Annotated in this window: 21 protein-coding genes and 3 pseudogenes; 20 read left to right on the top strand and 4 right to left on the bottom strand. The window is 61.9% G+C overall.

Translation table 11 applies throughout. The features are described from left to right. Positions 1-16 precede the first annotated feature (16 nt). Together N8A90_RS08115 and N8A90_RS08110 are read right to left on the bottom strand one after the other, a co-directional pair. Positions 17-1,162, bottom strand: a complete 1,146-nt coding sequence (locus N8A90_RS08115; protein ID WP_262074185.1) for an acyl-CoA dehydrogenase family protein — start codon at positions 1,160-1,162, stop codon at positions 17-19. A gap of 3 nt (positions 1,163-1,165) precedes the next feature. Then, a complete protein-coding gene (locus N8A90_RS08110; protein ID WP_262074183.1) occupies positions 1,166-2,821 on the bottom strand; it encodes an FAD-binding protein in 1,656 nt (551 codons plus the stop codon). A 77-nt stretch (positions 2,822-2,898) separates the two neighbouring features. On the opposite strand from N8A90_RS08110, the gene gcvA reads away from it, so the two are divergent. Next, positions 2,899-3,786 carry a transcriptional regulator GcvA gene (gene gcvA / locus N8A90_RS08105; RefSeq protein ID WP_262074182.1) on the top strand — a complete coding sequence of 296 codons (888 nt, stop codon included), beginning with the start codon at positions 2,899-2,901 and terminating at the stop codon, positions 3,784-3,786. 15 nt (positions 3,787-3,801) lie between these two features. Here gcvA and N8A90_RS08100 read toward each other — a convergent pair whose 3' ends face one another. Continuing rightward, positions 3,802-4,893, bottom strand: a complete 1,092-nt coding sequence (locus N8A90_RS08100; RefSeq protein ID WP_262074180.1) for a Bug family tripartite tricarboxylate transporter substrate binding protein — start codon at positions 4,891-4,893, stop codon at positions 3,802-3,804. Positions 4,894-5,090: 197 nt separating this feature from the next. Between N8A90_RS08100 and N8A90_RS08095 the strand changes: the two genes are divergently transcribed. The 10 genes and pseudogenes from N8A90_RS08095 (at position 5,091) to N8A90_RS08055 (ending at position 12,986) form a co-directional block, all read left to right on the top strand. Beyond that, complete coding sequence (locus tag N8A90_RS08095; protein WP_262074178.1) at positions 5,091-6,296, top strand: CaiB/BaiF CoA transferase family protein; 1,206 nt, start codon at positions 5,091-5,093, stop codon at positions 6,294-6,296. A 101-nt stretch (positions 6,297-6,397) separates the two neighbouring features. Then, positions 6,398-7,555 (top strand): alpha-hydroxy acid oxidase, encoded by a 1,158-nt coding sequence (locus N8A90_RS08090; protein ID WP_262074177.1) that lies wholly within the window; start codon positions 6,398-6,400, stop codon positions 7,553-7,555. A gap of 94 nt (positions 7,556-7,649) precedes the next feature. Then, positions 7,650-7,910, top strand: coding sequence for a LysR family transcriptional regulator (locus N8A90_RS08085; RefSeq protein WP_262074176.1), 261 nt, complete (start codon positions 7,650-7,652; stop codon positions 7,908-7,910). After that, a pseudogene (locus tag N8A90_RS25465) lies at positions 7,901-8,128 on the top strand (LysR substrate-binding domain-containing protein); the annotation flags it as partial. The gene N8A90_RS08085 and the pseudogene N8A90_RS25465, both read left to right, overlap by 10 nt. Before the next feature lie 40 nt (positions 8,129-8,168). After that, positions 8,169-8,878: pseudogene (locus N8A90_RS08080) on the top strand (IS30 family transposase); the annotation flags it as partial. 156 nt (positions 8,879-9,034) lie between these two features. Beyond that, positions 9,035-9,295 (top strand): hypothetical protein, encoded by a 261-nt coding sequence (locus N8A90_RS08075; RefSeq protein WP_262074175.1) that lies wholly within the window; start codon positions 9,035-9,037, stop codon positions 9,293-9,295. Between the two features lie 256 nt (positions 9,296-9,551). Then, on the top strand, positions 9,552-11,294 hold the full coding sequence (locus N8A90_RS08070; RefSeq protein WP_262074174.1) for a PAS domain-containing protein: 1,743 nt from the start codon (positions 9,552-9,554) through the stop codon (positions 11,292-11,294). Beyond that, positions 11,254-11,568 carry a response regulator gene (locus N8A90_RS08065; RefSeq protein ID WP_262074173.1) on the top strand — a complete coding sequence of 105 codons (315 nt, stop codon included), beginning with the start codon at positions 11,254-11,256 and terminating at the stop codon, positions 11,566-11,568. Before N8A90_RS08070 ends, N8A90_RS08065 begins: the two co-directional genes overlap by 41 nt. A gap of 238 nt (positions 11,569-11,806) precedes the next feature. Then, positions 11,807-12,479: pseudogene (locus tag N8A90_RS08060) on the top strand (tRNA-uridine aminocarboxypropyltransferase). 162 nt (positions 12,480-12,641) lie between these two features. Then, positions 12,642-12,986 carry a GFA family protein gene (locus tag N8A90_RS08055; RefSeq protein ID WP_262074172.1) on the top strand — a complete coding sequence of 115 codons (345 nt, stop codon included), beginning with the start codon at positions 12,642-12,644 and terminating at the stop codon, positions 12,984-12,986. Between the two features lie 113 nt (positions 12,987-13,099). Here N8A90_RS08055 and N8A90_RS08050 read toward each other — a convergent pair whose 3' ends face one another. Next, positions 13,100-13,690, bottom strand: coding sequence for a cupin domain-containing protein (locus tag N8A90_RS08050; RefSeq protein ID WP_262074170.1), 591 nt, complete (start codon positions 13,688-13,690; stop codon positions 13,100-13,102). A 346-nt stretch (positions 13,691-14,036) separates the two neighbouring features. Here N8A90_RS08050 and N8A90_RS08045 point away from each other — a divergent pair, with 346 nt between their 5' ends. The 9 genes from N8A90_RS08045 (at position 14,037) to N8A90_RS08005 (ending at position 23,656) form a co-directional block, all read left to right on the top strand. After that, positions 14,037-15,638: an ABC transporter substrate-binding protein gene (locus tag N8A90_RS08045; RefSeq protein ID WP_262074168.1), complete on the top strand. Its 1,602-nt coding sequence runs from the start codon at positions 14,037-14,039 to the stop codon at positions 15,636-15,638. A gap of 66 nt (positions 15,639-15,704) precedes the next feature. Further along, the gene (locus tag N8A90_RS08040; RefSeq protein WP_316044011.1) at positions 15,705-16,772 is read left to right on the top strand and encodes an ABC transporter permease; all 1,068 of its coding nucleotides are present in this window, start codon (positions 15,705-15,707) and stop codon (positions 16,770-16,772) included. Then, positions 16,759-17,610 (top strand): ABC transporter permease, encoded by an 852-nt coding sequence (locus tag N8A90_RS08035; RefSeq protein ID WP_410087649.1) that lies wholly within the window; start codon positions 16,759-16,761, stop codon positions 17,608-17,610. The genes N8A90_RS08040 and N8A90_RS08035 overlap by 14 nt, the downstream gene beginning before the upstream one ends. Next, positions 17,607-18,641 (top strand): ABC transporter ATP-binding protein, encoded by a 1,035-nt coding sequence (locus N8A90_RS08030; RefSeq protein WP_262074165.1) that lies wholly within the window; start codon positions 17,607-17,609, stop codon positions 18,639-18,641. The genes N8A90_RS08035 and N8A90_RS08030 overlap by 4 nt, the downstream gene beginning before the upstream one ends. Further along, on the top strand, positions 18,622-19,593 hold the full coding sequence (locus N8A90_RS08025) for an ABC transporter ATP-binding protein (protein WP_262074164.1): 972 nt from the start codon (positions 18,622-18,624) through the stop codon (positions 19,591-19,593). The genes N8A90_RS08030 and N8A90_RS08025 overlap by 20 nt, the downstream gene beginning before the upstream one ends. Before the next feature lie 87 nt (positions 19,594-19,680). Next, positions 19,681-19,935 carry a hypothetical protein gene (locus N8A90_RS08020; protein ID WP_262074163.1) on the top strand — a complete coding sequence of 85 codons (255 nt, stop codon included), beginning with the start codon at positions 19,681-19,683 and terminating at the stop codon, positions 19,933-19,935. 4 nt (positions 19,936-19,939) lie between these two features. Then, the gene (locus N8A90_RS08015) at positions 19,940-20,410 is read left to right on the top strand and encodes a (2Fe-2S)-binding protein (RefSeq protein WP_262074162.1); all 471 of its coding nucleotides are present in this window, start codon (positions 19,940-19,942) and stop codon (positions 20,408-20,410) included. After that, positions 20,397-21,395 carry an FAD binding domain-containing protein gene (locus tag N8A90_RS08010; protein ID WP_262074161.1) on the top strand — a complete coding sequence of 333 codons (999 nt, stop codon included), beginning with the start codon at positions 20,397-20,399 and terminating at the stop codon, positions 21,393-21,395. Before N8A90_RS08015 ends, N8A90_RS08010 begins: the two co-directional genes overlap by 14 nt. Beyond that, positions 21,392-23,656: a xanthine dehydrogenase family protein molybdopterin-binding subunit gene (locus N8A90_RS08005; protein WP_262074160.1), complete on the top strand. Its 2,265-nt coding sequence runs from the start codon at positions 21,392-21,394 to the stop codon at positions 23,654-23,656. The genes N8A90_RS08010 and N8A90_RS08005 overlap by 4 nt, the downstream gene beginning before the upstream one ends. The last annotated feature ends 153 nt before the right edge of the window (positions 23,657-23,809 follow it).

Below are 23,809 nucleotides of genomic sequence, written 5' to 3'. Positions count from 1 at the left end.
CATAGTCACAATGTCATCAAGAGAACGCGTCAATACCGGTAAGTTTTCTTCCAATGATCAGTTGGTTGATTTGCGTTGTCCCATCTGGAATGCTAAGCATCCGTGCGTTGCGAAAGTGGCGTTCAACCGGAAACTCTTTCGTAAGGCCAAAAGCACCATGCACCTGTATAGCCTTCGATGCAATTCTCTGAACTGCCTCGGTGGTAAAGCTTTTGGCGATGGAAGCTTCTAGCTCACAGCGCCGGCCTTGCGCCATCATCGACAGTGCGCGGTACACGAGCAATTGCGATGCCGCCAACTCCGATGCCATCTCCGCCAACATCGCCTGAACAAGCTGATGACCTGCGATGGGCTTACCAAACTGGCTTCTCTGCTTCGAGTACTCGATGGCATTCTCCAAGGCCGCCCGGCCAATGCCGAGTGCCAGGGTCGAAACAAAACAGCGCGAGCGATCGAACCCTTTCATGGTCTCACGCAGCCCGGAGCCAATCTCCCCCAACAGATTTCCTTCAGGAACGACAACATCGTTGAATTGCACTTGGGCCATGGGCCACCCACTGATGCCTAGTTTCTGGATTTCCTGCGCCTCGAAACCATGTTCCTCCCTGTCCACCAGGAACATCGAGAACTCATTTTCGTCAGTCTTCGCGACCACCAACACGACATCTGCGATGGTGGCATTCGAGATCCACATCTTCTCGCCGGTAATGCGGTAGTACTTGCCATCCCTGACGGCGCGGGTCCGCATTTCCCGGACGTTGGAGCCTATGCCTGGTTCACTGATAGCCGAACAGCCAATGACCTCGCCGGCTACCATCTTTTCAAGATACCGTGCCTTAATCTCTTCCGAGCCGTTTGAGTGAACCTTCAGTGCGGCTCCTTCGGCAACCCATGCCAGACCCGCTGCGTCCGGTGAAGTGCGCGACAGTTCTTCGAACAGCAATCCACTTGTCAGAAAGTCGAGCCCCATACCACCGCCCTCTTCCGGCACCCAACCCGAACCGACCCCGAACGGCACCATGGCACGCATGAGCTCATGGGCAGCTTCACGATCGAATGGCGAATCCATGTAAGGAGCCGCAAGGGGGGCGACATCTCGCAGAACCGCTCGACGCCACCCGTCCAACGCCATGGTCTGCTCTTCATTAGGTTCGAAATCCATCGCCTATTCCTTCGTTACTTCAATGGTTCTAGATGCAAGGCGCCCATCTGCTTCCTTGCGGTATTCGTTGTGGACGAGCCAGTTCAGTTCGTCGGTCGCCGGAAAGTCTGTTCGCTGGTGCGCTCCCCGACTCTCGGTGCGTAGAAGCGCAGAGCCGATGACGGTCGCCGCGACATCCGTCATCCGTCTCGCTTCCATCAGCTCCACGGCACTTGGCAGAGAGTCGCTTCGCGCATCCAGGAGTTCCTGGCGTATTTTTCCAATTCCCACCAACCCTTCTTCAAGCGAGACCGCTGAGCGCCAGATGCCTGCGGCTTTGGCCACGGTGTCCCGAATCTCATCCTTCAGGCGCCTCGCTTCGTCGATGGGAAATTGCCCGCTACTGAGCAGTTTTTGCTCCACCGCGCCCTCCATGCCACTCCAACGACCGCAATAGGACGGACGAATGCATCTGGCGGCGCTCCGGCCTGCCAAAGCGCCGAACACCAGGGTGTCAGAGCATCCATTGCCGGCGATTCGACTGGCTCCGTGAACACCGGCAGCAGATTCGCCGCCGGCATACAGGCCAGGAACACCCGTGGAACCGCGCTCGTCGATCGCAACTCCGCCCATGACGCTGTGAGCACCTGGCGCCACGATGGGAGATCGCGTCGTAGGTTCGAGACCCGCACCGCGTAATCTGCTGCAATGCGAGATGTAGCTCTCCAACTTTTCCCTCGGCACTGTCGTAGTATCGAAGATCACGCCCCCGGGGAACAATCCACGCCCTTCGTCGATTTCCCGCTGGATGTGCAGCGCCATCTTGGCCTTTTCAATGTGCTTCTCCCCGTGCGGCGGGTTGACACGCAGCATGAAGCGTTCGCCAATGGCATTGCGCAGTTGAGCACCGTCACCCAGCATCGCTGTGGGCATCTCCATTCCTCGGCACTGCTCCGGCCAAATCGTCACCACAGGCTCAAACTGCACGAACTCCATGTCGATCAGCGCGGCCCCTGCGTCGAGCGCAAAGCCCAGTGCATCCGCGGCCACGTCAGCCGGATAGGTACTGTCCGCGAACAAGCGGCCAATGCCGCCCATGGCTAGCACGGTCGCACCGGCACGGATGGAGGTCAGTGTCGCGGTATGCGGCTTCCACAGGAGCGCGCCGGCAACCGCATCGTTGTCGCGCAGAAGGTCGATGGCTCTGAGCCCTCCGAAGATCGACACGCCAAGCTCGCGCGCGCGCTTCTTGAGCGCCTTCATCAGGGCGCTGCCCGTACCTTCAGCGATGTATAACGAGCGTGGATAGGTATTCCCAGAAAGATGTCGCTGAGCGATCCGACCGCCTGATTGTGCGAAGGGCACACCCAACACGCTGAGTTCGCGGAAGGCGTCGATGGATTCCTCGGCAAGGATGCGGACCAAGGGCCTCTCATTCAATCCGTATCCTCCACGCACCATGTCCTCGGCGAATACATCTGGTCCGTCTCGCTCATCGGCCGAGCCGATGGGAGAGTTGAAGCCGATCACATAGGGCGAAGCCCCATGCCCTTTGTGGGCCAGTACCACTTCCGCCCCGGTCTCACGCGCGGCTATAGCAGCGCGGAAGCCCGCAATCCCACCGCCCAAGACCAGCACGTCGGTCTGAATTGTTTCCCTGTCGAGCCCCTGCTGATTCACTTGATTCCCTCATTCGGGCTGTGTTGTGCCTTCCGGTACGACCTTATGATCGACAGCTGACCTGAAAGCTGACGCTCATGACTTGGCAACTTCCCTCTCTCGCTGCACTGAGAACCTTCGAGGCCGCGGCCCGCCACATGAGCTTTACCAAAGCGGCGGAGGAACTTCATCTCACGCAGAGCGCGGTCAGTCGACAGATACGCACCATGGAGGAATACCTCGGGGTATTGCTGTTTCAGCGCGTCAAGCAACGCCTGGTGCTCACTGAGGTTGGCCGCAGCTACTTGATCGAGATTCGCAGTGCTTTGGAGCAGATGCAGGAAGCCACCGTAAACTTGCTTGCGCACCGGGGCCGGGGAGGCATGTTGGTGCTGGCAACACCGCCGGCGTTTGCGACAAAGTGGCTCATCCCCCGCTTGGCAGACTTTTATAAGCTCAATCCGCAAATTGTCATCAACCTTGTGACGCGGGCCAAGCCGTTTGACTTTTCCACGGAATCGATCGATGCGGCGATCCACTACGGAAACAACGACTGGCCTGGCGTCCTCTCTGACCGATTGATGGGTGACGACGTGGACATAGTGTGCTCTTTGAGCTACGCTAATGTCCGCCCACCCATACGCAATGCCAAGGATCTGGCCCTGCATGTCTTGCTGCAGCAAAGTACCCGGCCCCATCTCTGGCATGACTGGATGGAGACGAGGGGCGTTTCTCCATATAACGCTTGGTCCGGCCCCCGATTCGAGCACTTCTACATGATGATGCAGGCCGCGATCGGCGGACTGGGCATCGCATTGCTTCCAAGAATGCTGGTCAAGGATGACTTGGCCGAGGGGCGCTTGATCGTGCCTTTCGATGGCAGCCACAAGAGTCGGGACGCCTATTGCCTCGTGTACCCGCCCGAGAAGCGAAACGACCCGAAGATCGAAGTCTTCCGAAGATGGCTGACCGGGCAGTCCTCCTAAGCCTCTCACTGCGTCTCAATCGAGAGTGATGTTCAGGCGGCGTACGATCTTGCCCCAGTAGTCGGAATCCTTCACGACGGTCTGCTTGAGCTCTTCAGGGGTAGACGGCCGAACGACAACTCCCAGGTCTGCCAGCCTCTTGCCAAAATCTTTGCGCAGACCGTCCGTTACAATGGAGTTGATCTTGTTGATGATGTCGGCCGGTGTTCCAGCCGGTGCGAACAACGCATACCAGGTAATCGATTCAAAACCTGGGTATCCCGCCTCGGCCACCGTGGGCACTTCCGGCAGAACCGAAACACGCGATTTCGAAGTCACCGCCAGCGCGCGGATCTGACCGGATTTGATCAGTTCCAGTACCGCGGGCACTTGGTGGAACATGAGCTGAATCTGCCCGCCCATCAGATCCGTCACAGCCGCGGAAGACTGGCGATACGGGACGTGAATCATCTTGGTTCCGGACACATTCATGAATTGCTCCGCCGCCAGGTGCATGGACGTTCCGTTACCGCTGGTACCATAGTTCAATTCGCCGGCCTTACCCTTCAAATAGTCGATGAAAGACTTCGTGTCTTTCACGGGCAGATCCTTGTTCACCACCAGCACGTTGGGGATGTCGCCCATGTTGGTGATTGGGGCAAAGTCCTTCAGGATGTCGTAGGGCAGTTTCTTGTACAGCGACGCGTTGATCGCGTTTGTGCCGGCGGTACCTAGGTAAAGGATATAGCCGTCGGGCGCCGCCTTCGCCACAAACTCGGTGCCGATCACGCCGCCTGCACCGGGTTTGGATTCCACAAAGCAGGCTTGCTTGGTGGCGGCGGTGATGAGTTCGCCAACGCCGCGTGCAAAAGTGTCTGTCGCTGCGGCGGCGGAGAAGCCGTGAACTATCCGGATGGGTTTGGAAGGCCATTGCGGACTCTGAGCCCAAAGTCCAGTCGGCACGGCGGCGGCCATGGCTAGCAGCGTGCGTCGCGTTGTCTCGATCATGTGGTTTTTCCTGCTTCGTCTGAAAGTTGTGGTGACCCAGTGGACCGGGGCATCGTCTCCGGCAGGAATTCTCATGGCCTGCTGCTCCTGGAGGCAAGCGACCTGAAGTTGCGGGTTCATGAGTACAAATCATGACTCACGATGGCGCCCCCATCGCCCTCACATAATCGCCCTTGCGGCGCGGGCTTGCGGGCAAAAGGTTGATGCGCCTGACTCATGATCCAGTGCGCCTTGGTCGCTTTACCAAGAAGGGGTCCAGACTCAGAATCGACGCTCGGTTCCCGTTTCGGGCCGTGACCCCGCCTTATGGATCAAGTGTGACACCCCTCTCCCCCAAACCCCTCGCAGGCCTCAAGGTCATTGATTTCACACGCGTCTTTGCGGGGCCGTACTGCACGATGCTGCTCGCCGATCTCGGCGCCGATGTCGTAAAAGTAGAGATTCCTGGCGAAGGCGACCCGCTCCGCCGACAGGGTCCTCCGTTTCACCACGGGATGGGAATCACCTATCTCGCGGCGAACAGGAACAAGCGCTCGCTCACCCTAGACATGAGTCAGGCCGAGGGCAAGAAGGTCGCCAGCAGCCTCTGCAAGAAGGCAGACGTCATCGTCGAGAATTTCCGGCCCGATGTGATGGGGCGTCTTGGAATCGGCTACGAAGCCATCTCAGCCCACAACCCCAAGGTGATCTACGCGTCGATATCCGGGATGGGTGCCACGGGCCCGGACATGAACCTGGGCGCCTTCGACCTCACGATCCAGGCCATCGGCGGATACATGAGCATCACCGGCGAGCGTCACGGCGAACCAATCAAGCTTGGTACATCAGCCTTCGACATCGTTGCTGGCATGAACTGCTATTCCGGCATCCTTGCAGCGTATATCCAGCTTCTGCAGTCAGGCAATGGTCAGAAGGTAGAGACCAGCTTGCTGGAAGGCGAAGTCGCCTTCTTGGCCAATGCCGGCCTGGAATTCCTGCTCACCCGCAACAACCCGGTCAAGTGGGGCTCCGAACACGCACAACAGGTTCCTTACAAGGCCTTTGAAACCGCCGACGGGCATGCGGTCATTGGAGCTGCGTACCAGAATATTTGGGAAGCCTTCATGGGGGTGCTCGGCAGAGCAGATCTCATCTCGGACCTACGCTTCTCAAATCTTGAAGGACGCATTACGAACCGCGACGAACTCTACAGCCTGATCGACCCCGAAGTGCGTAAGCACCGTACAGCCGACCTGCTCGAGCGCTTGTCTGCAGCCAAAGTTCCATGCTCTCCGGTCAACAACATCGATCAGGTATTCGCCATGCCCCAAGTCCAGCATCGCGGCATGCAAACCGCGGTCTCGCACCCTTCGTACGGCACGTTGGCGCAGATTGGTCCCTCGACGAAGTTCTCAGCGTTCGATGTTTCCGAGGGCTGGACTGCCCCGCCCCTTCTCGGCGAACACAGCGCAGAAGTCTTGCGTGAATGGCTTGATCTGCCCTCTTCTGACATTGACGTCCTCATCGAGCATCGGGTGATATGAAATCTGGACGCACTCCGCCACGCGTTCGCGGCCGCCACTCGCCTTGATGCAGTCACCGGCTCCGCGCGCCAAGCGCTCTCAATTCACGCTTCCTTCATGTCATGACCTATAACCTCAGGCGCGTATACGCTCTCGACGATTTCGAGGCCCCTGCACGCAAGCGCTTGCCGCGCCAACTCTTCAGCTACATAGCCAATGGCGCGGACGACGAGCAGTCCTTGCGCAACAATCGCAAGGCGTTCAACGACTTTTCCTTCGTTCCTCGCATGCTCGAGGGCGTAGCGAACCGGACGCAGTCCATCGAGCTCTTCGGCCAACCATACAGATCGCCGGTCGGCATATCGCCCGTTGGCCTCGCTGCAATGTGGTGCTACCGCGGCGACTTGGTGCTGGCGAAGGTAGCCGAAGAATGCCAGGTTCCCGCTATCATGAGCGGCGCCTCGTTGATTCCAATGGAAGACGTCGCCAAGGCCGCGCCTGGCACCTGGTTCCAGGCGTACATGCCGGGGGACGCATCGCGCATAGAGGCCCTGATTCACCGGGTTGCTAAGGCAGGCTTCCGCACATTGGTCATCACAGTCGACCTGCCTGTGCAGGTTAATCCCGAACGCTACGCCCGCAACGGCTTTTCGACGCCGCTACGCCCGAGTACCAGGCTCGCATGGGACGGGCTTAGTCATCCGCGTTGGTTGATTGGGACGTTCCTGCGCACGCTGGCCAATCACGGCATGCCGCACTTCGAGAACTGGCGTGCCGAGCGCGGTGCGCCGATCCTGGCCGCGACAGTCGAACGGGACTTCCAGGCGCGCGATCATCTCTCCTGGGCTCATCTCAAAATGGTACGTGACCTTTGGAAAGGTCCGCTCGTAGTCAAGGGGATCCTGCGTTGTCAGGACGCTTTGATTGCCCAAGACCTCGGTGTCGACGGCATCATTGTTTCGAACCATGGCGGCCGGCAGATGGATGGATCCATCTCACCGCTCAGAACACTCGGCGAGATCACCAAAGCTGCGCCAGCATTGACCGTGATGGTCGATAGCGGTTTCCGGCGTGGCACCGACGTTCTGAAGGCGCTCTCCTTGGGAGCTCGCTGTGTTTTTATCGGCCGCTCTTTCAACTATGCAGCCGCTACCGCCGGTGCCCCTGGCGTGCGTCATGCCCTCGGCATCATGCAGACAGAGATTCAACGCAATATGGCCTTGCTCGGGATCAACAAACTCGAAGAGCTCGATGACTCGTTCGTGCGGCCCACTGCATGACCCGCCAGCCGCACTCGGGGTCTGCATGCTGAATTCGCGTTGGCCCAGCTTGCCGGTGCAGTGAAGAACAGCGGCCCGAAGTCAAAGTGAACCGATGGACGCCAACTCTCTTGAGATTTTCTATACCGTCGCGCACAGGGGAAGCATATCGGGCAGTGCCGGTGAATTGGGCATGGAGCCATCCACACTGACGCGACACATTGGCCGCCTGGAGCAGGATGCAGGGGTAAAGCTGTTTCACCGGAGCGGCCGGAGGATGGTATTCAGCGATGCGGAAGCACCTCTGCTTGAGGAAACCACGAAGTTTGTCGATGCACTCAACGCACTCGCCGCGCCGCCGCCGACATGGCTGTAGAGGGCCCATCGAGGATCGTCGTGGCAGCCCAGCCAACCATTGCACAGGTTTGCTTCGAGCCGGTAACACACGCACTCCGCGCCAGATTTCCACGCGCACGTCTGCAGGTAATAGAGGGATTCGGCCACGAAGTAGTCAGTTGGCTTCAGGCGGGCAAAGTCCATGTGATGCTTCTCTACGTCCCGAGCCGGACGCAGATCGTCGAATACGAGTTCCTGTTGCAGGAAGCTCTTCACTGCGTCCTTCCCGCCGGCTACTTATCCATGCGACGAGAGCCACCCCGTGTCACACGAGACCATCTACCGCAGCCTCTTCATTCAAGAGGTAGCCGTGCGGCGGCACGAGCTCGGCGCGTGGCGCCTTGAAGAAGGAATTGCTGCAGCATTTGAGACAGACACGCGGCATGCGCCGATCCCGGCATCACACGCAAAAGACCGATCCATGGACAGATCGTTGGCGCTGTCTCGATCAGCGAGCGGCCCGCATCGGTGGAGGATCGCGCAGTACCAGGCCACTGGGAGGGAGACCTGGTCTTCGGTAGCCACAACAGCCAGATCACCACACTGGTTGAACGCCAGACGCGGTACGTCATGCTGGTGAAGGTGGACGGCAAGGACACCGAAACGGTCGTCAACGCGTTGATCAAGAAGGCTCGAAAACTCCCTCAAGAGCTCTACAAATCGCTGACGTGGGATCGAGGCAACGAGATGGCCGGCCAAAAGCGCTTCACGCTCGCCACTGTCATTCAGGTCTACTTCTGTGATCCACGAAGCCCTTGGCAACGTGGCAGCAACGAGAATACGAACGGCTTGCTCAGGCAGTACCTTCCAAAGGGCGTCGACATCTCGAGCTACTCACAAGCCAAGCTCAACGCATTGGCGCGACAATTGAATGAAAGGCCGAGAAAGACCCTCGGCTTCCACACGCCGGCTGAGATGTTCGGCCTGACCGTTGCATCGACTGGTTGAATCCGCCAGCGATTGCCGTCGTAGACAGCTCACTGCCGAGAGGCGCTGATCGGCCACGAGCGGACGGCGTCGCGGTCAAGCTCCCGAAGGAGTGCGAGCACCGTGTATTCTCAAATCATGCCCACCTTTGCGACCTCGAAGAGCCGAAGCTCGGACTTGACCTCGATGCTTGTCGCCGCCGGCTACTCGGACCTGCGAACTCTTGGCCGTGAGGTCTGCGGCATCAAGCGATTCAACTTCACTACGGCTCTGGTGGTGGGCCTCGATGCCGCAGGCTACCAGCGTCGCTATTGCTTCGAGCACGATGCAGACGCACGCGCTGCGCTGCTCCAATGGAATGGCGATGGGCACCCGAGCGGCCCATGGATAAAGTGCAAAGGCGCTGGCATCGACCTTTTGAATCCGGAATGGCGCTAAGACGTGGCCGCCCGCATGCAGCCAAGACCGGACCTCTTCGGAGAGTTTCCAAAAGCGCGGTATGCGCAGGTGTCGCCCAGAGGAAATAAAGTCTGAACGCTGGCTGAACAAGGCGCAGGGAAAACTTGATGGAACCTCCTGTATTCTTGATTTGACTCAAGGATTTTCTGTCGGGGCGATGGATAGACTATCCCAAGCGACTGTCGGCGCCGCCACTGGGTGTCGCAGCTCATTCGCAAGATTGGAGCGTGACACCATGCAAGTTGCAGATTCCGAATGGAAGTTCTCGGACCCCATTTGGGCCATCCTTGAGAGCGTGCCATCGATGCTCGCGTATTGGGATACCGACCTTCAGTGCCGTTTCGCAAACAAGGCCTACGAGAGCTGGTTCGGCGTCACTGGCATATCGCTTTTCGGCTCCTCTCTCAAGGACCTGCTCGGGCCCACCCTGTTCGCACTGAACGAGCCGTACATCTTGGGCGCCCTCAGAGGTGAGCCGCAGCGCTTCGAGCGCTTAGTGCCCGGGCCAGGCGGAGTCAACCGACCGTCACTGGCCTCGTACATTCCTCACTTCGTCGATGGTCGCGTGGCCGGCTTCGTTGTCGAAGTGACTGACGTCTCCGCGCTGTTTGAAGAACGTGAAGGCCTCAAACGCCAGGTTGGGGAACTCAAGCACGTCAGCGGTTTGTTGCAGCGGACCGAAGCAGCGTTGAAAGATGCTCAGCGCCTTGCCGAAACTGGGAGCTGGCACTGGGAGGTCGACACCGACATCATGACGTGGTCGGACCAGCTCTACGAGCTTTTTGGCCTCAACCCTGCGATGCTGCCCCCAAACTATGCGGAGCATTCCAGCCTATTCCCGACGTCGAGCTGGCTGCGCTTGGAACAGGCTGTGCTGCGAGCCCTGGCGTTTGGCGACCCATACGTACTGGAGTTGGAGTTTTTCCATTCAAGCGGGCGGCGGGGCTGGCTGGAGTCGCGGTGCACAGTCGAGCGCGATGAGCAAGGAAAGATTGTTGGGCTACTTGGGACCGCACGAGACATTACAGCGCTCCATCGTGACGGGCGTCCGCTAGAGCAAGACAGGCGAATCGACGAGCTCGAAGCCGCGCTCGCTACGGCGACCCAGCGAACTCGCACATTGGAGGCTGCATTTACCAGAGCAAGGGCCTTGGAGGCGGTGGGCACTATGACAGCAGGCATTTCGCACGACTTCAACAACGTGCTGTCCGCGCTGACCGGTGCGCTCCAGGTTCTGAAGTTGACGACCGCGGAAGAGCGTTCGCGCTCCTTGGCGGAGCGTGGTCAGCAAGCCGTCAACCGTGCGGCAAGCCTGGTTCGGCAGCTTATGGATATCTCCAAGGTGCATGCGCCCGCGACGAGAGTTGTAAATCTGGGCGACCTTCTTCGAGACTGTCTGGACTTCTTCCGGGTTGCTGCGGGGTCGCGTGTCCAAGTTGTATTGGAGAGTCTGAACTCTGCTTGCGTGCTCGTCGACGCGTATCAGCTCGAGGTGGCTCTGTTGAACCTCGTCATCAATGCCCGTGACGCGATGCCTACTGGGGGGGTGCTTACCTTCAAAGTGACCGAGGAACCGAATGAGGGACACCTTACCATGCTTGCTCCGCGCGTCATGGTTGGCGTCTCGGTCCAAGACACTGGCTCAGGGATGTCGCAAGGAACGTTGGCGCGTGCGCGAGAACCATTCTTCAGCACCAAGGGCGATAACGGCGGCACCGGGCTGGGCTTGCCCATGGTGCACGCATTCGCGCAGGCTGCGGGGGGGAGCTTCGTTTTGGAAAGCACGCTGGGCTCCGGGACCACAGCCACAATCCTTCTTCCGATGGCTGAAGCCGCCGACGACCATGGAGCTCTGACCACCGACGAGCCCGTGGACCACAGGCTACACGGCAACGCCACGATTGTACTGGTGGATGACGATGACCTCGCGCCACACCTTGGCGGCCTATCTCAGAGAGCTCGGCTATCGAGTTTCTGAGATGAGTTCGGCGCAGGATGCCGAGGCCCACATCAAGCAACCACTGAATCAGGTCGATTTGGTCATCGCAGACGTGGCAATGCCAGGAGTATCAGGCGATGCCTTTGCGAGTTGGCTTTCCATTGAACGTCCAGAGCTGCCGGTCATTCTGATAACCGGTGGACAGTCTGATGCGCTCGTGTCGAGCTCCGCGCCAGTCCTGACCAAACCGTTTGCCATGTCGGAGCTTGCCCGGGCAATTCTGGAGCGGCTCGGTAGGAGATACGGCTCCTGAGAACCAGATGGCGGCTGGGCGCATTTTGAGCGAAGGCCCTAGACGACAATTTAAGCTAAAGCCGAGGTTCGGAGGTGGACGTCGCTGGCTGGCTTGATGAGCCCGTGCTTCCGCTTTAGCGGATGGTGTACAGCCGCCCGAAGCGGTCTTGCGACCTTGTCCAAAGCTGCCAGTCGTCGCGCCAAGGCTGAGCGACAGCCCCTTCCACGCACCGTCTTGCCAGGTGCGCTGACTAAAAATCCAGCCATGTCCGCCGCTTCAGTCGCACGCCCCCAGTGCACCGCGTGCCTGCGCCCGCTCCGCCGCCTGCATTTGCCGCTGGGTCGCGCCCACAGCCCACGCGGTAGAGGTAGTGGTGCTGCGGCACCCGCTGGAGGTCTACCAGGCCAAAGGCAGTGCCCACCTGCTGCACCTCAGCTTGGCGGACTGTCGCTTGGTGGTGGGTGAGGCATTTGCCGCGCCAGTCTGCCCGATTGACAGCAAGCACACGCTGCTGCTGTATCCGGACAGTCCGCGCGATACCGCCCCGGACCTGCGGGTCCCATCGCCGCTACCACCCGAGTGGCCGCAAGCCCAGTCGCGCCTGCGCCTGGTCGTGCTGGACGGCCTGGCGCAAAAGCCAAAAGAGACTCTGCCAAAGCCCGCCACTGCAACATTTGCCCCGCTTGGCCCTGCGCAACCTGCCGCCTTCGCGCTACCGCATCCGCAAGGCCCGTGGGCCTGAACAACTGTCCACGCGAGAGGCGACCTGCTACGCCTTGTGCCAACTGGAAGGCGGTGCGGAGCGGTTCCAGCCCTTGCCGGATGCCTTCGACGGGTTTGTAGAGTCGTGGAGCAGGCTGGGGGCCAGCGAGACGCGCGAATTGACAAGTCCTGTCCTCGACAAAGGGTTACGGGGTTCATTTAATTGAACAGCCGAGTCGCTGGTTCCGGCCGGATCAAGCCGTTGGCTTCATGTACGCAGGGGCCTGCGCATGGCTCGCGTATGCCCCGTAGCGAACGTCCGATGGGTCGTATTCCGATGAGAACTGCACCTTGCCCGCAGCATCGGCGCCGGCTTTACTTGCGATGACATGCTCGACAAGGACGGCGAGCAGCACCAGAGCGCCGGCCAGCGCGATTTCTGCGGTGTCTGCGGCGGCGCCCTGTGGATGTGGGATCCGACATGGCCCGACCTGGTCCACCCGAACGCCGGCGCGATCGACACGCCGCTGCCACCGCCACCGGCCAACGTGCACGCGTCCCTGGACTCCAAGGCCTCGTGGGTCCGGATGGAAGGAAAGGAAGGCGACGAACGCTACGACACCTTTCCCGATTACTCCCTCGCGGAATGGCACGAGAAGCACGCACCGCCGCGGGCGGACGAAGTGGCGACAGGCCCCGACAAGGCCGATACCGAGCCCGCAGCGCCGCGTTGACGCGCGAGACACCGGCATCTGGCCGGTATCGAGCCATGCGCAATCACCCGACTTCCAAATCACCGCCACACAAAGTTCGCAATGAAGGCATCCGCTGTCGGGGTCGCGGACCTTTACCCGGCCTCCTCAGACTTGATGATCCACATGACTCGCGTGGTTCCAGGCGCAACGTTGGTGAAGCGATGCGGTTGCGCACTGTCGAATTGAAAAGAATCGCCCTCATCGAGAACGTACCGCTGCTCGCCCACTTGCAGTTCGAATTTTCCTTGCAGCACCATCCCGCACTTCTCGCCGACGCGGCGCCATGGGTCGGCACCTGAACTACCACCAGGCTCGATGCTCAAAATGAGCATTTCGAGCTCGCGGTGACCTGCCGGGGAAAGCAGTTCTTTCGTCAGGCCGGATTCACTGAACAGCAGCGTCGATCGTTGATGAGCACGCGTCACGACCGCGCGCTCCTGGCTCTGCCCCGCGTCCGTGTCGAAAAAGCTCGCGAGCGGCACACCCAGTGCGATCCGCAGCCGATCCAGCGTTTTTAGTGAAGGTGAAGTCTTTCCTCGCTCGATGTTGCTCAGCATTCCCACTGAAATCTGGCTCCTGACGGAAAGCGCCGCCAACGTCATGTGACGTTCTGCACGCAGCTTGCGCAGGCGATCGCCCAACCCTTGCAACGTCTCAGTATCCAAGTCGTCATCGACAACCATGTGGCTTCCCATCCGTGATCGAACTAAGAAATGGCCGGCGGCCCCTCCGTCCAGCGCCGACACTTATATCACTGATGAACGTGCCTGCCGATTTGCGTATTCCCGGGTTGAATATTTTCACTGAGAAGATAACTTCTCGGTGCATTAGGCGCATCGTTTTGGGGTTTTAGGCTCCCGTTTGGTTCGGACCCGCCCCTGGTTTCCCTCCAGCATGTTCTAGGAAGGGTCGAGCCATACAGCGCCAGTCGCAGCGGCCGGAACGATTTGAATTTTCACTATCAATGAAACTGGCCCGGAATTTGCAATGTCACCGTCGTCTCGCATCCCTCACCTCAGGAGTATCCGAATGAAGTCAGTCCAGCGTCTTCGCCATCTCGCCTGTGCGCTAGCGGTCGTTCTGGCAACAACCACGGCCGGTGCTGCGCCGCAACCGGGCGGCACCGTGGTGATCACCACATCGCCCGAGCCCGCCTTGATCACCAATGCGCTGAGTTCCGCCCCGACCACTGCAGAACTGGCCACAAAGATCTTCGACGGCCTGCTCGAATACGACATGAATCTGCAGCCCAAGCCGTCCCTCGCAGAATCCTGGACGGTCAGCCCCGATGGAAAGAAGGTCACCTTCAAGCTGCGTGACGGCGTGAAGTGGCACGACGGCAAGCCCTTCTCGAGCGCCGACGTGCAGTTTTCTCTGCTCAAGGTCATCAAGGAATACCACCCGCGTGGCAAGGGCAACCTGGGGCCGGTGACCTCCATCGATGCGCCGGACGCCCGGACCGCGGTGCTCAACCTGGAGTACGCCTACCCGCCCCTGCTGATGGGGCTTTCCAGTCTCGAAGCGCCGATCGTTCCGCGTCATCTCTATGAGGGAACCGACTTCCGGAACAACCCCGCCGTCAACCAGCCGATCGGCACCGGCCCGTTCAAGTTCGTCAAGTGGGAGAAGGGCAACTTCATCGAGTTGGCACGCAACGAGAACTACTGGCGGCCCGGCCGGCCGTACCTCGATCGCCTCATCTTCCGCTTCATCGCCGACGGCGCGACGCGGGCTGCGGCCGTCGAGCGCGGCGAGATCGACGTGGCCACTTTCGGCACGATCAATCCGGTGGAGATGCGCCGCCTGGAGAAGCTCCCCAACCTCACGATCGCCAAGGGCGGTTATGAAGCCATCGCTCCGGTCATGATGCTCGAACTCAATGTCAAGCGGGCACCGCTGGACGACAAGCGGGTTCGTCAAGCCATCGCCTATGCGATCGACCGGAACTTCATCACGAAGAACGTCTGGTACGGCTTCGGGAAACCCGCCGTCGGACCGATCTCGTCTTTCGTCAAGGCGTCGGGCGCCTACACCGACCAGGGCGTCATCAAGTTCGACGTGAAGGATCGACTGGAGATCGCCAATCGTCTGCTGGACGAGGCCGGCCTCAAGCGCGGCGCCAACGGCATGCGTACGAAGATCATCCACGACGTCTCGCCCTTCGGTGAAGACTATCGCCGCATGGGCGAATACCTCAAGCAGGCACTGGCTCGCGTGGGCATCGAAGTTGAACTGCGCAGCCGCGATTACCCGACCTTCGTACGCCAGGTGCACAACGAGTACGACTTCCACATGACGTCGACCTGGTCCATCGGAATGGCGGATCCGACGCTGGGCGTGCAGCGCCAGACCTGGTCCAAGATGATCAACCCGAAGGTGCCTTTCGGCAATGTCTCGCAGTATGTCAACCCGGAAGTAGATAAGCGCTGGGAAGCCGCTCAGACGGAGACCGACCGCGCCAAGCGCAACCAGTTGTTCCATGAGCTGCAGCGTCTGCTGGTCGACGACAGCCCGATCATCTGGTTGATGGAAATGGACCTGGTGGCCGTGCAGAACCGGCGCGTCAACGACCTGATCACCTCCCCGCTGGGCCTGCGTGGCGGCTTGTACGACACCTGGGTGAGCCGCTAGACCCAAGCCGTTTGCACCCGTCGGCGCTTCGGCGTCGACTCACCTGCTCTTCGAATCATCAGGAGAATGCCAATGTGGGCATCGCGAGGAAGGTACGTCCTGGGTCGTCTGATCCACGGGCTGCCGATTATCTTGGCCATCGTGGTCGTCAACTTCTTTCTGATCCGGCTGGCACCCGGCGATGCGGCACAGGTCATGGCCGGAGAGTCTGGCGCGGCCAGCCCGGAGTACATGGCGCAGATCCGGGCCCAGTTCGGACTGGACCAGCCCATGTACGTGCAGTTCCTGTCGTACATGAAGAACATCCTGGTCTTCGACATGGGCTACTCGTTCCGCCATTCGCGTGGCGTGGCCGGGCTCATCTTCGAACGCCTGGGCGCCACCGCCCTGCTGATGGCCGCTTCGATGGTCATCTCTGTGGGCTTCGGCATCCTGCTGGGTGCGATTGCCGCCGTGCGCGACCGCACCTGGGCCGCGAACCTGATCGTCACCTTTGCGATCGTCACCTATGCCACGCCACTGTTCTGGGTCGGTCTGATGCTCATCATCGCCTTCGCAATCCATCTGCCGTGGTTTCCGACGAGCGGCATCTCGGTGGTCGGAGCAACCACCACCGGCGTGCGCCACGTCCTGGACGTCGCCCACCACCTGGTGCTGCCCGCGCTCACACTGTCCTTCTTCTACATGGCGCTCTACACGCGGCTCATGCGCTCGTCGATGCTCGAGACCCTGCGGATGGACTTCATCAACACGGCGCGCGCCAAGGGGCTCGCCAACGGAAAGATCGTCTACCGTCACGCGCTACGCAATGCGATCCTTCCGGTGCTGACGATGGCCGGCGTGCAGGTCTCGAGCATGCTTGGCGGCTCGGTCATCGTCGAATCCGTCTTCGGCTGGCCAGGCCTGGGCCTGCTCGCGTTCGAGGCGCTGTTCTCGCGCGACCTGAACCTGCTGCTCGGGATCTTCTTCCTGAGCTCGATCCTGGTGGTCATCACCAACGCCATCGTCGATGTGGTCTACACCGTCGTCGATCCGCGCATCGAGCTGCGCAAGGCTCCCGCACGCCGCAAGTCACTCCTCAAAACCGGTCTCCCGAGCGGCGCCGCTAGCGATTCAATCCATGTCAAGCCCTGATATTCTTTTCAGAGCACCCGGCCTGCTAGTCCGGATGCTGCGCACGCCGCAAGGGGCCATCGGCCTCCTCCTGCTGGTCTTCGTCGCAGGACTCGCGCTCGGCGCGCCATGGCTTTTTCCCGAGGGCCCCTACGACATGCTGGGCGCGCCGTTCAGCGAGCCCTTCGGCGAATTCCTGCTGGGCACCGACATGCTGGGGCGCGACATCGCGGCCGGCATCGCCTACGGTGCGCGCATTTCCCTGATCGTCGGGTTCGTCGCCGCACTCGTGATCGTCGTGCTCGGCACGGTGGTCGGCGGCGTCGCCGGCTACTACGGCGGGCGGGTCGACGCGGCGGTGATGCGCGTGACAGAGTTCTTCCAGACCATCCCGACGTTCATCGGCGCCATCGTGATCGTGGCCGTGCTCGGCTCGACGCTGCCCAATGTGGTGGGCGCCATCGCGATCGTGTCATGGGCACCGCTGGCACGGCTGGTCCGCGCCGAGGTCATCAGCGTGAAGAACCGTGAGTTCACCTCGGCCTGCCTTGCGCTGGGCATGAGCGACATGCGGATCATGCTGGTGCAGATCCTGCCCAACGTGCTCTCCACGATCACCGTCGCAGGCTCGCTGATGGTCGCCACCGCGATCCTCTTCGAGTCCGGGCTGTCCTTCCTCGGCCTGGGCGACCCCAACATCATGACGTGGGGCTTCATGATCGGCGCGGGCCGCGCCGCGATCCGCACCGCATGGTGGATGGTCACGATTCCCGGCATCGCCGTGCTCCTGACCGTGCTGTCGATCAATTTGATCGGCGACGCATTGAACGAAGCATTGAACCCAAGGCACAAGTCATGAGCCGTTCAGAGACCATTCTTCAGGTGCGCGGCCTGCGCACCGAATTTCTCTCCAGGTCGGGGCGATGGTTTCCGGTCGTCAACGAAGTCGACCTGCATGTCTCGGCGGGTGAAACGCTGGCAGTGGTCGGCGAGTCGGGATGCGGCAAGAGCATGCTAGCGTACTCGATCATGCGGCTGCTTCCCAAGCGCATCGCACGCAACGCAGGCGGTCAGGTGCTGCTGCGCGACCGCGATCTGCTGGCGCTCGACGAGCCGCAGATGCGCGCCGTGCGCGGCAAGGACATCTCCATGGTGTTCCAGGAGCCCATGACGAGCCTCAATCCGCTGATGACTGTCGGTCGTCAGATCATGGAGAGCGTGATAGAGCACGAACCCGGCTCAGCCGGGTCGGCGCACCAGCGCGTGGTGGACCTGATGAACCTGGTCGGCATTCCGGAACCGGAAGTGCGGTTCCATCAGTACCCGCACCATCTGTCGGGCGGGATGCGCCAGCGCATCGTGATCGCCATCGCGTTGGCCTGCCGCCCCCAGGTCCTGATCGCGGACGAGCCCACCACCGCGCTCGACGTCACGATCCAGGCGCAGGTGCTCGAGTTGATCGACCGGCTCAAGCGCGAACTCGGCATGGGGGTCATCCTGATCACCCACGATCTTGGCGTCGTGGCGGAATGGTCGCAGCGCGTGATGGTGATGTACGCAGGGCGCAAGGTCGAAGAGGCGGACGCCGAGACCTTCTTCACCGCGCCGACACATCCATACAGCCGCGCACTGCTTGCCAGCGTGCCGCGGCCCGACATGTCGGTCGATGGCGACTTCGCGCCGCTCAACGAGATCCACGGCACCGTCCCGCCGCTGGACCGCCTCGGCGGAGGGTGCGCGTTCGCCGAGCGTTGCAGCCGCGGCGACGTCTCCTGCACCGCCAGCACCCCTCCACTTCAACCGCTGGACTCCTGCCTGGTCGCCTGCTTCAAGGCCGGAGCCGTCGATCCCCTTCCCACTGGAACCGTGCATGCACCCGCCATTGCTTGACGTCAAGAACCTGGTCAAGTACCACGCCACCCAGGGTGGCATGGTCCGTGCCGTGGACGGGGTCGACCTGCAGGTCCGGGCAGGCGAGACACTGGGCCTGGTCGGCGAATCGGGCTGCGGCAAGTCGACGCTGGGCCGCACGATCGTGCGACTGCACGACCCCGACGAAGGCAGCATCACTTTCAAGGGCGAAGACATCAGCCAGCTGTCGCGTCGCGAACTGCGCCCGGTCCGGCGTCAGATGCAGATGGTCTTTCAGGACCCCTACGCGTCGCTGAATCCGCGTCGCACGATCCGCCAGATCCTGACCGAGCCCTTCACCGTCCACGACGTCGGTACACGACGCGAGCAGGCCGAGCGCGTCGAGGCGCTGGTCGCGCGGGTCGGACTTCACCCTGACCACGCCGACCGCCATCCGCACGAGCTCTCTGGCGGACAGCGCCAGCGTATCTCGATCGCGCGTGCGATCGCGCTGGAGCCCAGTCTTGTGGTGTGCGACGAACCCGTGTCGGCCCTGGACGTTTCGATCCAAGCACAGATCATCAACCTGCTGCGCCGGCTCCAGTCCGAAAGCGGCTCGGCCTACCTCTTCATCTCCCACGACCTGTCGGTCATCGGCTACCTGGCGGATCGCATCGCCGTCATGTACCTTGGAGAGATCGTCGAGATCGCACCCAAGCGTTTGCTGTGGCAGCAGCCGCTGCATCCCTACACGCAGGCGCTGTTCTCCTCCATCGCCGAGCCCTTGCCGCCCAGCGTACCTCGCCGTGCGCGCGTCTCGATGAAGGGCGACCTGCCCAGCCCGTTGAATCCGCCGTCGGGCTGTCGGTTCCACACACGCTGCCCGCACGTCATGCCGCGCTGTCGCGATTCGGCGCCGCCGCTGCTGGGCGTATCCCAGGCCGACAGCGACGTGCATCGCGTGGCGTGCTGGCTCCATCAGGCGGCCTGAGGACCGCTCCGTCGCTCCCTTTTCTTCCATCCGGTCTGAGGCACCCGCCCAGCTCGCTTTCTGTTTCACAACCTCAAGAGGCTCTTCATGCAATACATCTCCGCGCGCATCCGACCCGCCAAGGTCTTCCACGGCTACGACCAGGCGGGCAAGCTGGTGACGGCGGCCATGCCCAACGAGCACTTCGTCGAGAAGGTCATCAAGATCGAGCGCATCCTCTCGATCACCGAGGACCACATCTTCATCCAGTGCCCGCACGACACCGTGCAGAACTGGGAATACGAGGGTGGCTTCGACGCGATGAAGGGTCGCCTGCGTCAGGCGGGCCTGCTGATCGACTGACGCCATGAAAGCCGAGGTCGCCTTCAACGTCAACGGTCGCCCCGCGGTGTCCGAGGTGGATACGCGCACCACGCTGCTGGACCTGCTGCGCGAGCAGCTGGGTCTCACGGGCGCGAAAAAAGGTTGCGACCACGGTCAATGTGGCGCCTGTACGGTCCTGGTGGACGGACGTCGCTCACTGTCGTGCCTGCGACTGGCGGTCACGCTCGAAGGTCGCAGCGTGACCACCGTGGAAGGTCTCGGAACTGCCGAAGCGCTGCATCCTGTGCAGGCGGCCTTCGTGCGCCACGACGCGCTCCAGTGTGGCTTTTGCACACCGGGCCAGATCATGTCGGCCGTCGAAGTCGCGGCCGATCCCTGTGCGACGAGCCGTTGCGCCATCCGCGAGCTGATGAGCGGCAACCTGTGTCGGTGCGGCGCCTATCCCCACATCGTCGCGGCAATCGAGGAGGTTCGTGGCCATGGTTCCGTTTGACTACCTGCGCGCAGGCAGCATCGAGGAAGCACTGGCACATATGGGCAGGCCGGGACTTTGCGTACTCGCAGGCGGTACCACGCTCGTAGATCTGATGAAACTCGGTGTCGAGACGCCGACCACGGTGCTCGACATCACGGCGCTCGAACTCGACGAGGTCACCGTGGAGGATGGCAGGCTGCGCATCGGCGCGTTGGCCAACCAAACGGATGTGGCGCGGCATCCGCTCGTGAGGTGTCATGCCATGGCCGTGTCCGAAGCCCTGCTCTCAGGTGCGTCGGGACAGATCCGCAATGTCGCCACCATCGGCGGGAATCTTCTGCAACGCACGCGCTGCACCTACTTTCGCGGGGCCGACTGGCGCTGCAACAAGCGCAGTCCCGGCGCGGGCTGTGACGCCATCGATGGCGTCAACGGCGCTCATGCCGTGCTCGGCGTGAGCCGGGCCTGCAACGCGGTTCACGCATCGGACTTGGCGGTCGCGCTGCTCGCGCTGGACGCCCATGTCCACATCCGCAGTCTGCGCGGCACGCGACGACTTCCTTTCGCGGACTTCTATCAAACGCCGGGCGAGACGCCTCAACGCGAACACGTGCTGGCTGCCGACGAGCTCATCACCCATGTGGACCTCCCTGCGGGCGGGACGACCTCGGCCTCAGGGTTGCCGACGTCGGAGCGGGTCAGCGGCTATCTTAAGTTGCGTGGCCGCGCCTCGTACGAGTTCGCCACCGCGTCGGTCGCCGCATCGCTGTCGAGGGAGGGCCATCGGATCGGCGATGTCGCGATCGCGCTGGGCGGCGTCGGCACGGTGCCGTGGCGCATCCCGGCCGCGGAATCGATCCTCCGGGGACAAGTCCCCACGCCAGCGCTCCTGGAGCGCTTCTGCGATGCGCTTCTTGCTTCTGCCTGCCCGACTTCTCAGAACGCGCACAAGCTCGACATGGCACGCGGGGCCGTGCGGCGGCTGCTGGAGATGCTGCATTGAACCCAGCCCAGAACCAGGACCCGTCCGGCGAGAAGCCGCCGAACGACGCGACTTTGTCTCTTGTTGGGCAGGCCGTGCCGCGCGCCGATGCAATCGCCAAGGTCACGGGATCGGCGAGGTACGCAGCCGACGTACAGCGTGCCGCAACCCTGCACGCGGTGGGCGTGCGCGCCAGCATCGCTAAGGGCACGATCACCCGCTTGAGCACGCGCACCGCAGAGGACGTGCCGGGGGTAGTGGCGGTCTATACGCATCTCGACGCAGCCAGGCGGATCGGCTGGCATCCCGGCGCCGAAGCCGCGCGTCTGAGCGCCGAGGAGTTGGGGCTTGGCGCGCTGGCGGACGGGGCCGAGCGACGGCTCCAGGCCTGGCGGCCGCTGTGCACGCCCGACATCCACTTCGGCGGCCAATGGATCGCGGTAGTGGTTGCCGAATCGTTGGAGGACGCGCGGCTGGGTGCACGGTGCATCGAGGTGGGCTATGACGCGCAGCGTGTCGCACTCGCCCTCATCCAGCCCGGTGAACAGGTGCTGGAACCGGGCTTTTTCTTCGGCGAGGAAATGCAGGTGAGTGCGGGCATGGTGCCCGCACCCTCCTCCACGGTGCACCGCGTCGAAGCCACCTATGAAACGCCGACCCAGCACCACCAGCCCATGGAGCCGACCGCGACCTTGGCGTTCTGGGAGGGTGATCACGTGACGGTGCACGATTCGACGCAGGGTGTGGGTGCTGCGCGCGATTACATTGCCGCGTCCCTCGGCGTGGCGACCGAGCAGGTCAGCGTCAAGTCGCGCTTCGTCGGCGGCGGCTTCGGCAGCAAGAACCAGATGTGGCCGCACCAGGCGCTGGCCGCGCACCTTGCACGCGCGCTGTCGCGGCCCGTCCGGCTTCAACTCTCACGTGCCGACATGTCGGTTGCCACGGGGCATCGTGGCGAGACCCGTCAGGACGTGCGTTTGGAGACCGATGCGTCCGGCCGCTTCGCATCGGTGTGCCATGACACCTGGACGCCAACCTCCTTGCACGGCGGTTTTTTCGAGCCCTGCGGCTTGAACACGCTGGCGCTGTATCCCACGGCGCATCTGGAAGTCCGCCATCACGTGGTGCGGCGTCCGATTCCCACACCCACGCCCTTCCGGGGGCCGGGCGAGACCCCCGGTTCGTTTGCGCTTGAGTCGGCGGTCGACGAACTGGCATGCCAGATGGGACAGGATCCCATCGATTTCAGAGTTCAGAACTTTCCGCACCGCGACGCCCTGCACGACCGTGACTGGTCGTCCATCCACCTTGCGTCCTGCTACGAGCAGGGCGCGAAGAAGTTTGGCTGGTCTGTGCGAGCGCCGCAACCCAGATCCCGGCGTCAAGGTCACGAGTGGGTGGGCTACGGCATGGCGACCACTGCCTATCCAGCCCCCGCATTGCCAGCAAGCGTGCGCGTCACGCTTCATGCCTCCGGCTACGCCCTCATCGAGACCGATGCGACCGACATTGGTACCGGCATGGCCACGATCCTGGTGCAAGTGGTAGCGACCGAACTCGCCCTGCCTTCGAGCGCAGTGAAGGTGGCGATGGCAGACTCCGACCTGCCTGCAACGCCGACAGCGGGGCGGTCCAAGTCGACGGCCAGCGTGCTCCCCGCGGCTCAGGCTGCCTGCACCGAACTACGCCAGAAGCTCGCGCACCGGCTGGCGGTGACGCAGGTGCGCCCCGCGACCGAACCAAGGCCTGACGACATGCTGGCGCAACTGGCTTTCCTGCGCCTGCCCACGGTGGAAGCCACGGCCCGATCGGCCGGCAAGCCGGACACGCAGGCCCTGAGCTTCTATTCCTTCGGCGCACATTTCGTGGAGGTTCGCATCGACGAGGAACTCGCCCGGATCAGGATCGCCCGGGTGGTCAGTTCGTTCGACTGTGGACGCATCGTGAATCCGTTGCTTGCAGCCAGCCAACTCAAAGGGGGCATCGTGTTCGGGCTCGGCATGGCGCTCATGGAGCAGACGGCGTTCGACCCCAACGTCGGTCGGATCATCAACGACAACCTGGCCGACTACCACTTGCCCGTGAACGCGGACGTACCCGACATCGAGGTGCTGTTCGTCGGCGAGCCCGACCTGCGCTTCAATGCGCTCGGAGTGCGCGGTCTGGGCGAAATCGGCGTCCCTGGTGTCGCGGCCGCGGTGGCGAACGCCGTCTTCAACGCTGTGGGCCGCAGGGTGCGCCGCCTGCCGATCTCCGCACGCGATCTGCTTCCGGCAAAGTAGCAGTCGCGCCCGTCAGACCCTTCAGCAGCTCCAGGGAGTTTACGAGGGTCAGCTCCCACATGCGATCAACTCCATCAAACCCGCTCGCAAAAGATGCGGCGTTCCCCTTGATGGCTGCTTTCTAGCTCGTCCTCAGCGCACGGCAGAGATATT

This window comes from Variovorax sp. N23 (assembly GCF_025486315.1).
Lineage (GTDB): Bacteria > Pseudomonadota > Gammaproteobacteria > Burkholderiales > Burkholderiaceae_C > Variovorax.
The sequence above is the reverse complement of the archived record's forward strand: the minus strand, read 5'-3'. Positions and strand labels throughout refer to the sequence as shown.